Annotated in this window: 10 protein-coding genes; all 10 read left to right on the top strand. The window is 55.9% G+C overall.

All coding sequences use genetic code 11. The annotated features are described in order from the left end of the window. The first annotated feature begins 5 nt into the window (after positions 1 to 5). The gene (locus tag P1X16_RS05485) at positions 6 to 656 is read left to right on the top strand and encodes a hypothetical protein (RefSeq protein WP_277226851.1); all 651 of its coding nucleotides are present in this window, start codon (positions 6 to 8) and stop codon (positions 654 to 656) included. Then, positions 656 to 1,789, top strand: a complete 1,134-nt coding sequence (locus P1X16_RS05480; RefSeq protein ID WP_277226850.1) for an 8-amino-7-oxononanoate synthase — start codon at positions 656 to 658, stop codon at positions 1,787 to 1,789. The genes P1X16_RS05485 and P1X16_RS05480 overlap by 1 nt, the downstream gene beginning before the upstream one ends. Before the next feature lie 133 nt (positions 1,790 to 1,922). Then, the gene (locus P1X16_RS05475) at positions 1,923 to 2,495 is read left to right on the top strand and encodes a hypothetical protein (protein WP_277226849.1); all 573 of its coding nucleotides are present in this window, start codon (positions 1,923 to 1,925) and stop codon (positions 2,493 to 2,495) included. A gap of 9 nt (positions 2,496 to 2,504) precedes the next feature. Next, positions 2,505 to 3,125, top strand: coding sequence for a dethiobiotin synthase (gene bioD / locus P1X16_RS05470; RefSeq protein ID WP_277226848.1), 621 nt, complete (start codon positions 2,505 to 2,507; stop codon positions 3,123 to 3,125). 79 nt (positions 3,126 to 3,204) lie between these two features. After that, positions 3,205 to 4,512: an adenosylmethionine--8-amino-7-oxononanoate transaminase gene (gene bioA, locus P1X16_RS05465; protein ID WP_277226847.1), complete on the top strand. Its 1,308-nt coding sequence runs from the start codon at positions 3,205 to 3,207 to the stop codon at positions 4,510 to 4,512. Next, positions 4,505 to 5,833 (top strand): beta-ketoacyl synthase N-terminal-like domain-containing protein, encoded by a 1,329-nt coding sequence (locus tag P1X16_RS05460; protein WP_277226846.1) that lies wholly within the window; start codon positions 4,505 to 4,507, stop codon positions 5,831 to 5,833. The genes bioA and P1X16_RS05460 overlap by 8 nt, the downstream gene beginning before the upstream one ends. 230 nt (positions 5,834 to 6,063) lie before the next feature. Then, positions 6,064 to 7,422, top strand: coding sequence for a M20/M25/M40 family metallo-hydrolase (locus P1X16_RS05455; RefSeq protein ID WP_277226845.1), 1,359 nt, complete (start codon positions 6,064 to 6,066; stop codon positions 7,420 to 7,422). A gap of 477 nt (positions 7,423 to 7,899) precedes the next feature. Continuing rightward, positions 7,900 to 11,070, top strand: coding sequence for a TonB-dependent receptor (locus tag P1X16_RS05450; protein WP_277226844.1), 3,171 nt, complete (start codon positions 7,900 to 7,902; stop codon positions 11,068 to 11,070). Between the two features lie 28 nt (positions 11,071 to 11,098). Beyond that, positions 11,099 to 13,063: a RagB/SusD family nutrient uptake outer membrane protein gene (locus P1X16_RS05445; protein ID WP_277226843.1), complete on the top strand. Its 1,965-nt coding sequence runs from the start codon at positions 11,099 to 11,101 to the stop codon at positions 13,061 to 13,063. 350 nt (positions 13,064 to 13,413) lie between these two features. Beyond that, positions 13,414 to 14,175 carry a slipin family protein gene (locus P1X16_RS05440; RefSeq protein WP_277226842.1) on the top strand — a complete coding sequence of 254 codons (762 nt, stop codon included), beginning with the start codon at positions 13,414 to 13,416 and terminating at the stop codon, positions 14,173 to 14,175. Positions 14,176 to 14,228: the final 53 nt, after the last annotated feature.

The following is a 14,228-nucleotide window of genomic DNA, read 5'->3' as shown; positions in this document are numbered from 1 at the left end:
TCCTGATGCTGAAAGAGCGTTTTGATTGTCATACTTGTATGCATTCTGTTTTGGCTTCATCTGCCCGCATCTTCTTCCTACTCAGCGTTGCATTTTATTTTCCCGAAGAAGTTTACGCGCAAGTTACTACAGGTCCCATGCCTAGCATGCGCATATTAGACTCCGTTTATAGCGTACATGGTATTCAGCTTGGTACACCTAGCTATACCATGACTTGGCTGCGGCTTGAAGCTAACATAGGGAAGCGCTGGAAGCACACCGACACCTTCAGGTTGTGGGAAGACACTGCCACCATCATGCACCATCCGGCAGCTGCGAGCTTTTGGTTTCGGGGAGACCAATTTATTGGTGTCACCTACAGTCTGAAGAAAGAGGAGAAAACGCGTGCTGTTTTCCAAGAACTTACTCGCCGTTATGGCCCGCCCAGAGTAGGCAACGTGGAGGGAGCCTACTATTGGCTAGGCAAGCGCACCTATATACTTTATGAAGATGCGTTGCCTAGTACCATAGTCCATGTTGCTGGCTTGGGTATGCTTAACGAGCAAATTATAGAAACATCTGTCCGGCAAGAAGCACGAAAGTCATTGGGCTGGCAGCCCGATTCTTTGGGTATGCCTCGGCAATTTCCGCTGTCCACCGAAAAGAAAAAGAAGTAGTGTCAACTCACTCTCTCCTCTACCAGCGCCTAAGTCAGCAACTCGCTCAGCGCGAAGCAGAAGGCACGCGCCGCCGCCTAACGCAATCCGCGGCCGGTTTGGTGGATTTCAGTTCCAATGACTACCTCGGGCTAAGTCGTCACTCGGCCATACAAGCCGCCTTACAACTTGCCGCTACAGCAGCAGCCGGAAGCACCGGTTCCCGGCTACTCACCGGCAACTCAGCGGCGGCCGAAGCTTTAGAAACTCATCTAGCCGAGTTTCATCGGGCCGAAGCAGCATTGCTCTTTAATTCCGGCTATGCGGCCAACATGGGCTTCTTCTCGGCCGTGCCCCGTCGTGGCGACACCATCCTCTACGACGAAGCCTCGCACGCCTCCGTCAAAGACGGTATCCGCAGCAGCTTCGCTACGGCCTGGAGCTTCCGTCACAACGATTTGTCGGCTTTGGAGCGGCGCTTGGCCCGCGCTACCGGTGCCGTGTTTGTTGCTGTGGAAGCTTTGTATTCTATGGACGGCGACATGGCGCCGATGCCAGAATTAGCGGCATTCTGTCGGGAACGGGGATTGTACTTGGTAGTAGATGAGGCGCACAGCAACGGCATCTATGGTCCCAACGGCGAAGGCTTAGTGGCTGCCTTGGGGCTGGAAGCCGATGTATTTGCCCGCATCCTCACGTTCGGCAAAGCCCTAGGTAGCCAAGGTGCCGCAGTAGCTGGCCCGGCCGTATTGCGCGACTATCTTCTCAACTTTAGCCGCCCCTTCATCTACACCACGGCTCTGCCTCCACTCACCGTGGCTGGCTTAACGGCGGCATATCAGGTATTGCCGCAGCTAGCAGCGGAAAGGCAGCAGCTATTTGAGCTTTCTGAATATCTAAAACATACACTCAATACTGTGTCCGGCCTGCGGGTGCCTTTGGAAAGCCACATTATCCATCCTGTCTTCTTCCCTGATAATCCTGGACCCGAAGCAGTTCGCCACATTGCCGCTGCCGCCCAACAAGCCGGCTTCGACGTGCGCCCCATCGTGTCGCCAACGGTGCCAGTCGGGACGGAGCGACTGCGGCTTATCGTGCACAGCTATAATACTGAAGCAGAAATTGACAGACTTGCAGCAGTGCTGAGTCAGTAGTGTTGGCAAAAGAGCTACTGGCTGAGGTTCCGACACAAGAAGTAATATAGCTCTTGCCTGTAAATAAGCCATTCATATTCACAAAGCCCTTTATTCTCTACAAATAAATAACTAGCAATACTTTATAAAGCTTATGAAATATATCTCCTTCGCTTTATTATTTCTTTCCTCTTGTGAAGGCAGGAATACAGCAAAACTCAATTATTCCAAAGAAATTAATAGGCCGACAGAAATTCTTAAAATTTTTAAGACAACAAATTATAGCTTCGGCAGAATTTCTACAGAAGTTTATGACACAATAAAATCGACCCAGAAAAATATTGATATTTATTATTTCAAAAAGCATTTTCATCGTCCCTATTATTTACCTAACAGTTTGACGAGTGGCCACCACAAAGATACAGTTATTACCATTTGGGGTAACCTGAAATCAACGGGACTATATGACTCTAACTGGACAAATACTTACACATATGACAGTTTAGGACATGTAGCAAATTATGCATACTCAAGTTGCATAACCTGTTCTAGTTTTGCTTTTAATTATATTATAACTTATAACTCCTTAGGGCAAGTTAATACCATCAAGAATACACTTGGCGAGCAAGACAGCTACGTAATACATTATAGCAAGACAAACGACATAAAAGAACTTAATATATATTCTTCTGGAGAACTTGAGGCGAGTATAGCCGCAATTAAGTAACCTTAAAAATTGGAAAGACTTTTCATTACCGGTATCGGCACGGATGTAGGCAAGACGCTGGTATCGGCCGTCCTGACTGAGGCATTACAGGCAGATTACTGGAAACCGGTGCAGGCGGGCCTCGAGCCTGCCACTGATGCAGCCACCGTGCGCAGTTTGGTGCAGAACTCGGTGAGTAAGTTCTGGCCCGAGCGGTATCGGCTACAGATGCCGGCTTCGCCCCACGCTGCTGCTGCTGCCGAAGGCTTGGAGCTGCGAGCTACTGATTTTCAGCTGCCCGCTACTGATAATCATCTGATTGTAGAGGGAGCGGGCGGACTGCTAGTGCCGCTGGCGCCGGGCTTGCTCATAGCCGACTTGGCGCAGCAATTTCAGCTCGAGGTGGTGGTAGTTTCGCGCAATTACTTGGGCAGCATCAACCATACGCTGCTCACGCTGGAAGCCTTGCAGGCGCGCGGGCTGCGAGTGCGCGGCCTAGTGTTCAATGGGGAGCCGACGCCAGCCACCGAAGACTTTATCAGCCAACACACCAACGTTCCGCTGATGCCCCGGCTGCGCCCGGAAGCGGAAGTTTCAGCAGCGGTAATGAGCGGGTACGCGGCCATCTTCCGGGCGTGGTTCGAGTTGTAAACCGGTCGTATTCGGGCCTGGTGCGGGCTGGCAATTCGGCGGAGCCGTTACCTTTGCCGCCCCAATTTGTTATTGCGCCATGCCTACTCTTGCCGAACGAGACCACGCCGTATTGTGGCATCCTTATACTCAAATGCAAACTGCACCGCTGCCCGTACCCATCGTGCGCGGTGAAGGTTCCTGGCTGATTGCAGAAGACGGCACCCGTTACCTCGACGGTATTTCGTCGTGGTGGGTGAATCTGCACGGGCACGCGCATCCGCACATTGCGGCGCGAGTCAGTACGCAGCTAAGTACGCTGGAACACGTGTTGTTTGCCGGCTTCACGCACCCTACAGCCGTGGAGCTAGCCGAGCAATTGCTGGAAATCCTGCCCGCCAATCAGGCCCGCGTGTTCTACTCCGATAACGGCTCGACGGCCGTGGAAGTGGCCCTCAAGATGGTGATGCAATACTTCCACAACCAAGGCCAGCCGGAACGCCGCACGTTTATCTGCTTCCGCGACTCTTACCACGGCGACACGTTCGGGGCCATGTCGGTGAGCGGGCGCGGGGCTTTCACGGCGCCATTCGGACCGTATCTGTTTGATGTAGAATTTATTGACGTACCAGTACCAGGCCGCGAAACTGAGGTGTTAGCTCAGCTAGGTGCCGTAGTGGCTCGGCCCGATGTAGCTGGCTTCATCTTCGAGCCGCTGTTGCTGGGCACCGCGGGCATGGTTACGTATTCCGCTGAAGTGCTTGATGAACTGGTGCGCCGCTGCCACCGCCACGGCGTGCTGTGCATTGCCGATGAGGTGATGACGGGCTTCGGGCGCACCGGGCCGCTATTTGCCAGCGAATTGCTGACCGAGCAGCCCGACATTATGTGCTTTTCCAAGGGCCTGACGGGCGGTACTATGGCTATGGGCCTCACTACTTGCACCGCGAGTATTTACGAAGCCTTTTTAAGTGAAGACCGGCTCAAAACACTCTTCCACGGTCACTCCTACACCGCCAATCCCGTAGCCTGCGCGGCGGGCCTGGCTAGCTTGGAGCTCACTCGCGCCACTGAGTGCACCAGCCAACGGGCACGCATTGCCGCCGCCCACGCTGCATTCCGGCAGGAAATAGAGGGGCAGCCAGGCGTTCGGGCAGTGCGCCACTTAGGCACCATGCTGGCCGTAGAGTACGACCCCGGGGAAGGCACCAGCTACTTCAGCAACCTCCGCGACGCACTTTATCAACTGGCGCTACACAACCACGTGGTTTTGCGGCCGCTTGGCAACGTGGTGTATCTGCTCCCCCCCTACTGCACTACCAATGACGAGTTAGAGAAACTCTACCAAGTTCTGCGGCAAATGCGGGAGTTGGTACTTACGCTTACGTCTTCCGCTGCCCATGCCTAACGCAGAAGGCCTGATTGTTATTCGGGGGCGGGGGCGTGCGTGCGCGCTCGGCACTGACCTGGCAGCCTACTCCGCTAGTGAGACCTCGCCGTTCCAAATTCGAAGTGTAGGCGCGCACCAGTTGCCAGTGGCCGCGCTGCCTGCTACCACCGAAGAAGCTGTAGCAGCTCTCCGCCGCGCCCATCCGGCTTACCGCCAACTCGACCGGACGGTGCTGCTGGCGCTGCTGGCCGCTCGCCAATCTACAGCTGAAGCGGGTTGGGTTGCCGAGGCACCTAGCACTGTGGTTGAACAGGTGGCTGCTTTTGAGGTCCCAGTAGGGAACAATGGGCTTACCAAGGCAGCAAGTAGCAACAATACGGGTACCCTCAATCAACAAGCATCCGTCACCAATCAGCAACCTGAAATCAGCGTGAGTATTGGTTCCAGCCGTGGGGCTACGGAGCGGCTAGAGCAGTTTCACCGCGAGTTTCTGGCCGATGGTGTAGTACCCGTGGCCGCTTCGCCACTAACTACGCTTGGCAATGTGGCGAGCTGGGTGGCGTTTGATGCGGGCAGTACTGGCGGCGCGGCCCTTAGTCATTCAAGCACGTGCAGCAGCGCGTTTCAGGCGCTCGGCAATGCTGTGGCGTGGCTGCGGGCGGGCATGGCCTCCCGCTTTTTGGCCGGCGGCACCGAAGCGCCCCTCACCGATTTCACGCTCACCCAGATGCACACCCTGGGCATCTACTCCACCTTTCCAGCTATTGATTGGCCCTGCCGGCCCGGTGCCGGCCGGCCTTCGTCTTTCGTGTTAGGCGAAGGAGCCGCCGTATTCGCACTGGAAAAGGTAGATGCTTCCGCGTTGACGACCGAACTCCGGCAGCCCGGACAACCGGTATTTGTGTTGGAAGCCGTAGGGTTTGGGTTTGAAGCCATAGCTAGCAAAACCGGGCTCTCACCTGACGGGCAACATTTTCAACAAGCTATTGGCCACGCTTTGCGCCAAGCGGGCCGTACGCCAACCGATATAGACGCCGTGGTGCTACACAGCCCCGGCACTCCAGCCGGTGACGCTTCGGAACGGGCAGCACTGCGCGCAGTTTTCGGCGAAGAACTGCCCCCGCTCCTTTCCAACAAGTGGCTGGTAGGCCACACGTTAGGAGCATCGGCGGCGCTTAGTTTGGATTTTGCGCTGCATGTGCTTGCAACGCAACAGTGGCTCCCGGTTCCGTTTGCTACTGACTTAGCGCCAGCCCCAACTCGACCTATTCGGCGCATTCTGGTAAATGCAGCCGGTTTCGGGGGCAATGCAGCTAGTGTGTTGGTGTCAATGCTCTAGCACTAGATGTCTTTGGTGTCTGATTAGCGGCATTGATTAAAGGGCACGACTGCCTCGTTAGCAACCGGCGCACTCATTGCCGTTTGTTGACGCATGACTTCCAGAATTGGAATTGAGAAGGTTGAATTACTGAAAGTGCTATAACTTCCCGTTCGCGTTATATTGCGTACTGGCCGCAACGGCCAAGCGCTTTGGCGTGTCTCTGCTCTTGTCTCTAATCAACCAACTGAATGCTGCGTTCTACTCTTTTCTTGCTTACCCTTGGCCTTACGGCTTCGGCTTTCGCTCAAACCAAACCAAGCACTACCCCCGACCCTGCCATCACCAAAATGGTGGAGGAAATTTCAGAAAAGAATCTGCGCGATGATATCGACAAGCTCGTGAGCTTTGGCACCCGCCATACCTTATCGGATACCAAAAGCAAGAAGCGCGGCATTGGCGCATCCCGCAATTGGGTGGAAGACGAGTTCAAGAAGTACAGCAAAGCCAGTGGCGGCCGCTTGAAAGTCGAGCAGGATACCTTCACCATCAAGCCCGACGGCCGCCGCATCAATCGGCCGGTAGTGATGGCCAACGTCATGGCTACATTGCCCGGCACCGACCCCAACGACAAGCGCATCTTCGTGGTGAGCGGACACATCGACTCGCGCGTTTCCGATGTGATGAACGCCACGGCCGACGCCCCCGGTGCCAACGACGACGGTTCCGGTACAGTAGCTGTGATGGAACTGGCTCGGGTGATGAGCAAACAGCAATTCCCGGCCACCATCATCTTCGTGGCAGTGCAGGGCGAAGAGCAGGGCCTCTACGGCTCCACGCACATGGCCAAACGCGCCAAAGCCGAAAACTGGAACCTGGTGGCCATGCTCAACAACGACATCATGGGCAACTCCACCGGCCATGATCCGGAAATCAAGAATACCACGCAACTGCGCGTGTTCAGTGAAGGCGTGCCCGCCAACGAAACGCCCGACGAAGCCAAGGTACGCCGCACTTTATCGTCGGAAAACGACTCTCCTAGCCGCCAACTCGCGCGCTATATCCGCACGGTAACCAAAAATCACGTAGCGGGCCACGAGGTGGTGCTAGAGTATCGTCCCGACCGGTTCCTGCGCGGCGGCGACCACACGCCGTTCAATCAGCAAGGCTTTACGGCCGTGCGCTTCTCGGAAATGAACGAAGACTTCCGCCACCAGCACCAGGATTTGCGCACCGAAAACGGCGAAGAATACGGCGACCACGCCAAGTTTATGGACTTCGCGTACCTGCGCAAAAACACCGGTGTGAACCTGGCTACGCTCGCCAACCTGGCCCTGGCTCCTGCCGCTCCCGAAAACGTGGGCGTACTCACCGCCAAGCTCACGAACCGCACTGAGCTTCAATGGGAAGCGCCCAAAGCCGGCGAAAAGCCAGCTGGCTACTACGTGCTGATGCGCGAAACCAGCACCCCGGAGTGGCAGCAAAAGTTCTTCGTAACGGACACCAAAGCCGACTTGCCCCATAGTAAAGACAACTTCATTTTCGGGGTGGTATCCGTAGACGCCGAGGGCCACGAAAGCCTACCCGTAACACCGAAGCCCGTACGCTAAGCATTTCAATTTAGGTTCTGCAACCGCCGCCTATCTGCACCAAGTGAGTGCAGGTAGGCGGCGTTGTTTTGTGTTAGTTAGCCGCATCAGCAAGATTGATTTCTTTACCAGCTTACTGTGCAGCCTGAGTTAGGTGCATCAACACCCATTTAGGTGGGTTTTACACAATCGTTAATCAAGTTTATAGTAGCTGTTCAATAGCACCTATGATGCTGGCTCAGTGCCGAATAAATACAAGCCATTCAATATCACTTATTTGCTTTTTATCTACTTCCTAGACACTATCGCTAACTACTACATAGCACAATACCTAGTTATTTAAAACAGGATAGCCTGTTTTTAGACGAGCCTACTAACGTAAGAGCACAACCATACAGGGGTCTACGAAAACCATTGCATACAGGAGAGTGCGGGACGGCAACGCGAAATTTAACAGGGTACTTTCTGTGGAATTTATTGAACCTCACCCCCAGTCTTATGGACAAACTCTATGGCTTGACTCGGAAGCTTCCTGTTGCAGCTGCGCTAATGGCAATAGCGCCCGCCGCAGTGGCCCAGGCAGTAACCGGTAAGGTTACTGCCGACGATTCGAAGGCCCCCCTGCCCGGCGTTACGGTTGTATTGAAAGGTAGCACCACAGGCACAGCAACCGGGGCAGACGGCAGCTTCTCACTGAATGTTCCTAACCGGCAGGGCACCCTTATTTTCTCCTTCATTGGGTATGCCACGCAGGAAGTGCCAATTAATGGCCGCTCGGAGGTTTCCATTGTCTTAGGCACCGATACCAAGGCGCTGCAAGAAGTAGTGGTAGTCGGCTACGGATCCCAAAAGAAAAGCGACGTAACGGGCGCTTTGTCGTCGGTTTCGGAAGAGCAGATTCAGCAGGTAACCACCCAAAACCTGACGCAAGCCTTGCAAGGTCGGGCGGCCGGGGTGGACGTAGCCGGCGGCAACTTCCGCCCCGGCGAAACACCCGCCATCCGCATACGCGGCAACCGCTCCATCCGGGCTTCCAACGAGCCGCTGTACGTGGTCGATGGTATTCCGCTGGCGCAGGGTACGGGCCTCAACGACTTCAACCCACAGGATATTCAGTCGGTGGAGGTGCTCAAGGACGCTTCGGCCACGGCTATCTACGGTTCGCGCGGGGCCAACGGCGTCGTGATTGTGACCACCAAGCGCGGGCAGGAAGGCAAGTTCACACTCAACTACAACAACTATTTCAGCATCGACAAGGCCTCGCGCACGCTGGACCTGTTCAACGGCGGCGAGTTCCTGGAATTGCAGCGCGAAGCCAACCGCAACACCAATGCCTACGCGCCCCGCTACGCTGACCCCGCTCTGGATTTCTCTTTGTTCGGCGCAGTAGACCTCAACGCCTGGGAAGGTATTGCCGACGGCTACGAGTGGATAGACCGCGAAAACCGGGTGGTAGCCAAGCGCCCAACCACTGAGGCAGAGCGCGCCCTCTACGGGGCCAACGTCACCGAGATTCCCATCTATGACCCGAGCAAAGTGCGCACCACCGACTGGCAGAAGCTAGCCCTGCGCACCGCCCTCACCCAAAACCACCAAATCAGCGCCAGCGGCGGCAACGACAAGTTGCGCGCCTCGATGTCGGTGGGCTACCTCAACCAGGAAGGCATTCAGAAAGGTCAGGATTTCACGCGCTACAACGCCCGCGTCACCCTCGACTACAAGGTCAACAACGTGATAACGCTGGGCGCTTCTACCAACGCCAGCTTGTCGGTGCAGAACTACGGCCCCGACATCTACGGTCGCGCCACTGGTCAGATTCCGTACGCGACGCCGTATGCGCCCGACGGGACGTTTATCGTTAGCCCGGCGTTTGTATCTACCATTTACAATCCGCTACGCGAGGCCGAAAATGCCTTCAATGAGCGGCGCGTAACCCGCTTCTTCGGCAGCTTCTACGGCGAAGCGAAGCTCCCCATTGAAGGGTTGCGCTACCGCCTCAACGTAGGGCCCGACTTCCGCAACAACCGCACGGGTATTTTCCAGTCGGCGCGGGCTATTGCCCGGGATGCTGGCGGCCCCAACTCCACGTCCTTCGCGCAGTACGACCAAGGCCAGAACTTCACCTATGTGGTGGAAAACCTACTGTTCTATGACAAGCAGATCAACGAAAACCATAGCCTCGGCATCACGGCCCTGCAAAGCGTGCAGGCTGACCGTAGCGAAAGCTCGTCGATCAGCGCCGTGAACTTGCCCTACGACAGCCAGAAGTGGTACAACCTAGGCTCGACGTATCAGGCGGCGGCCAACGGCTTCGGCACTGGCTTTTCTAAGCGCACCTTGGCCTCCTGGATGGGTCGCATCAACTACAGCTTCCTGGACCGCTACGTGCTGACGGCTACTGGCCGCGCCGACGGCGCCTCGGTGCTGGCCCCGGGCAACAAGTGGAGCTTCTTCCCCTCGGTGGCTTTGGCCTGGAAAGTGCAGCAGGAAAGCTTCTTACGCGGCGTAGAAGCCATCAACGAGTTGAAAATACGCGGTGGCTACGGCACCGTAGGCCAGGCTTCCGTGGATCCTTACACCACGGGCGGCACCCTGCAGCGTTCCTCTTACGCCTTCAACGAAACCCCGGCTTACGGCTACTCGCCCACGCCCGGCACCTTACCGAACACGCTTGGTGGTATTCCTAACCCCGAATTGCAGTGGGAACGCACCTCAACCGTCAACTTGGGTTTGGACTTCGGCTTGTTCCAGAACCGGATAAGTGGCTCGGTGGAAGTATACCGCGCCAATACCACCGACCTGCTGCTGCCGCGGGGCTTGCCTACGGCTGGCGGGGTGGCCAACATCTTGCAAAACATTGGGGCAACACGTAACAGCGGTATCGAAACCAGCCTGACCACCATCAACGTGGAAACGGCGGGCGGCTTCCGCTGGGCCACCGACTTCATTTACACCCGCAACAAAGAGGAATTCGTGAAGCTGGCTTCCGGCGCGCAGGACGACATCGGTAACCGCTGGTTTATCGGGCAGCCCCTCGGCGTGTACTACAGCTACCAAAACGCGGGCATCTGGCAACTCGACGAAGCGGATGCCGCCAAAGTATACGGCTTGGTGCCCGGCGACATCAAAGTGGTGGACCAGAACGGCGACAACATCATCAACGCCAACGACTACGTGATACGGGGCTCGAACCGGCCGAAATGGACGGGTAGCGTCAACAACACGTTCACTTATAAAGGCTTCGAGTTGAGCTTCCTGGTGTACGCTCGGGTAGGTCAGCTGGTGGCTACCGGCATCACGCCGGGCTTGAGCGGCGTGTTCCAGAGCCAGCAAGTAAACTACTGGACGCCGAACAACCCCACCAACGAATTCCCACGGCCTACTTACAAAGCCGAAGCCCGCAACAACGAAGGCTACGCCTTTGTGAATGGCAGCTTTGCCCGGGTGCGCAATATCTCGCTCACCTACACCGTGCCGCAGGCCATCAGCTCGAAAGTAAAAATGAGCAACCTGAGCGTGTATGCTAATGCCGTGAACCCCTTCTTGTTCACCAAGTTCAAAGGCCTCGACCCCGAAGCTACCGACGTCGGCACCACTTCCGGCGAACGGGCTCAGGCCCGCAACCTGGGCACCAAAAGCCTAGTGTTCGGCTTGCGCGTAGGATTCTGATTCAGGACTTTTTCAATTGCCTAACCTCATGAAAATCACCCGTACTGTACGCCTTGCCTCCCTGACCGTCCTGATGGGACTCGGGCTGGGCTCGTGCAAAGATTACTTAGAAGAAGAACTGGTTTCCACGCTCACCAACGACTACTTCAGCACCGAGCAGGGCTTGGAAGACTTGGTGAAATCCAGCTACGAGCAAACCCGCTACAAATTTGCCTTAGAGCACTCCTTCGCCATGTTCAACTATGGCGTGGATGAAATGACGAGCGCCGACCAGATCAACGTGGAGTGGTGGAACCGCTACGACAACCGCCTTAACTCTTCAGATGGGTTTGTAGATGGCGTGTGGACAGCCGACTACGACGGCATCAACCGCTGCAACATCGGCATTTCCCGCATTCCTGGTATTCAGGGCACCACCACGCTCCGCACCGACGCGCAGAAAACGCAGCGCTTGGCTGAACTTCGTTTCCTACGGGCATATTACTACTTCCAGCTAGTGCAGCAGTACGGCGCTATTCCGTTGCTGCTGGAGCCCACCGAAGGCGTGAAATTGGACTACACCCGCGCCCCCGTGCCCGATGTGTACCGCACCATCATAGCCGACCTGAAATTCGCGTCTGATAACCTGGCTCCAACCACGCCAGATTTCGGCCGGGCTACCAAGAATGCCGCCATGCACTACTTGGCCAAGGTGTATCTGACGCGCGGCAGTGCCGTGACCGACGTGCGCGGCCAGAAGCCGACCGACATGGACAGCGCCGCCTACTACGCTGACCAAGTCATTACCTCGAACCGCAACCCGCTGGCGGCTAACTATGCCGATCTATTCGATGTAGCTAACTCGCCTACTACTCCTTTCTCCGTTGCTAACCCCGCTACCTACACCAACAGCGTGGCGGCGCAAACCAACCGCGAAGTCCTCTTCTCGGCGCAGTTCAACAACATCGTGACGTTATCTGGCCGCTTCGGCAACCGGGTACACTCCTATTTCACGCTGCAGTACGACAACGAGCCAGGCATGAACCGTGACGTGCTCAACGACCGGCCCTTCCGCCGCGTGATGCCCACCAATTATGCCATGGACATCTTTGATCGGCGCAACGACTCGCGCTTCTATAAGATAATGAAAACGGCCTGGATAGCCAACCACACCAGCGCCTCTAGCTACCCCCGCTGGACGGCTGCCGACGCTCCTACGCCGGCCCAAGTAGGTCAGCCGAAGTTCGCTATCAACGATACAGCCTTCTACGTCATCGTTAACACCCGCGAAAACCCGATTCCGCAGGCGCAAATCAACCGCTCACGCTACAAAATATTTGCCCGCTTCGTGCGCAACGCCGCTGGCAACGTAGTGACGGGAGCCTACGACCCAACCGGCACGCTGGCCCTGCGCAACAAGTTTCCGCAGCTCATCAAGCACACCGACCCCTACCGGCCTAGCGCCGCCGAAGAAGCTGGTACTAAGGATGGTTTGTTAGCTCGTTCGGGCGAAACGTACTTGATTGCAGCGGAAGCCTATGGCCGCAAAGGCAATTACACCAAGGCCCTTGAGTACATAAATGTGCTGCGTCAGCGGGCTGCTTACAAAGCTGGTGAGGTGAAGCCCTCCGTGAACTGGCGCGTAGAAGGCGGCACCCGCGGCGACGTTACCAGCTCGTATCCGGCTATTACGGCCCGGCTGACCAACTTCACCACCAACGACCCCAAAGAGCTTTATCCGAGTTCGGTAACTACCACTGAGCAGCGTTTCATCCACTTCATCCTGAATGAGCGCACTCGTGAGTTGCTAGGTGAGTTGCACCGCTGGGAGGACTTGGCTCGTACCGAAACGTTGCAGTTGCGGGCGCCACTTTTCAACCCGGATGCTGCAGGCGCTACCGATCCTAAATTCAAGCTGCGCCCTATTCCGCAGACCCACTTGGAGCGCATATTCCGCAACGGCCAGCCCCTCACCAACGAGGAACGCCAAGCAGAGCAGAATCCAGGGTACTAGTACTGCAGGCAGGTTTTGAAATAAAAGGGAGTGAGTCAATTGTGGCTCACTCCCTTTTTGGTTTGTCCTGCTTTCCGCCCGCCAACCCTTCCATAATGGCAAAGGTGCGCTCCAAAACAGTAGGGTTAGGAATTCAGGCGTATGGTCAACAGCTATGATTTGGGCACATAACTAGGCTTTGTCTCATCGTGAAAAAGCCTTTTGGCAAGCAGTACGAGTGGATAAGTAAGGACACAGGTTATAAACTCCGTAACCAGTTGCTAAGGCGGCACCCGCTTTGTGACGGAAGTGGCACGGATGCATTAGTAGCTACCCGAAGCCATTCACCATTTCACGACTTTCTTACTGCCATGTCTTTCCTTGCTGTCATCTTGCTTATTGTTGGTTTTCTATTGCTCGGCATCCGCATTGCGCAGGAATACGAGCGGGCCATTGTGTTTCGACTGGGCCGGTTTACGGGGGTGCGCGGACCGGGCCTGTACTGGATTATCCCTTTTATTGAACGGCGCGTGACCATCGACATCCGCACCAAAACCGTGGACCTGGAGCAGCAGGAAACCATCACCAAAGACAGCGTTACCATCAAGGTGAATGCCGTGCTGTGGTTTCGGGTGGTTGATCCGGCAGCGGCCATTATCAAGGTGGCCAACTTCAACCAAGCCGTGTACCAGCTGGCCGTCACGGCGCTGCGCAACATCATTGGGCAGCACCAGCTGGATGAGGTACTGCGCGGCCGTCAGCAAATCAACGCCTCGCTGTTGCAGCTCGTAGATGCGGCCACCGAGCCGTGGGGCGTAAAGATTGAGCTAGTGGAAATCAAGGACGTGGAGATTCCCGAATCTATGCAGCGGGCTATGGCGCGCGAAGCCGAGGCCGTACGCGAGAAACGGGCCCGCATCATCAAGGCCGAAGCCGAGTTGGAAGCCAGCATCAAGCTCACGCAGGGCGCCCAACAGATGGAAAACAGTCCCATGGCGCTGGAGCTACGCCGCATGCAAATGATATCCGAAATCGGCATCGACAACAGCACCACAACGGTGGTCTTGATTCCGTCGGAATTCAGCCAGGCCGCCAAAAGCTTAACCGCTATGGCCAAGCCTCAGACCATGTAGCAAGGAAAGAGCGAGGTAAGATGCGGAGAAATGCAAATTATGTTTTTACTTGC

It is taken from the genome of Hymenobacter sp. YC55, from assembly GCF_029433095.1.
Lineage (GTDB): Bacteria > Bacteroidota > Bacteroidia > Cytophagales > Hymenobacteraceae > Hymenobacter.
Note: the sequence above shows the minus strand (reverse complement) of the source record. Positions and strands in the feature narration are given on the sequence as shown.

What these genes read in the sequence shown, in the direction of transcription:
- P1X16_RS05485 (WP_277226851.1), top strand. Translation starts at nt 6, where the DNA reads ATGCTGAAAGAGCGTTTTGATTGTCATACTTGTATGCATTCTGTTTTG.
- P1X16_RS05475 (WP_277226849.1), top strand. Translation starts at nt 1,923, where the DNA reads ATGAAATATATCTCCTTCGCTTTATTATTTCTTTCCTCTTGTGAAGGC.
- bioA (WP_277226847.1), top strand. Translation starts at nt 3,205, where the DNA reads ATGCCTACTCTTGCCGAACGAGACCACGCCGTATTGTGGCATCCTTAT.
- P1X16_RS05460 (WP_277226846.1), top strand. Translation starts at nt 4,505, where the DNA reads ATGCCTAACGCAGAAGGCCTGATTGTTATTCGGGGGCGGGGGCGTGCG.
- P1X16_RS05455 (WP_277226845.1), top strand. Translation starts at nt 6,064, where the DNA reads ATGCTGCGTTCTACTCTTTTCTTGCTTACCCTTGGCCTTACGGCTTCG.
- P1X16_RS05450 (WP_277226844.1), top strand. Translation starts at nt 7,900, where the DNA reads ATGGACAAACTCTATGGCTTGACTCGGAAGCTTCCTGTTGCAGCTGCG.
- P1X16_RS05445 (WP_277226843.1), top strand. Translation starts at nt 11,099, where the DNA reads ATGAAAATCACCCGTACTGTACGCCTTGCCTCCCTGACCGTCCTGATG.
- P1X16_RS05440 (WP_277226842.1), top strand. Translation starts at nt 13,414, where the DNA reads ATGTCTTTCCTTGCTGTCATCTTGCTTATTGTTGGTTTTCTATTGCTC.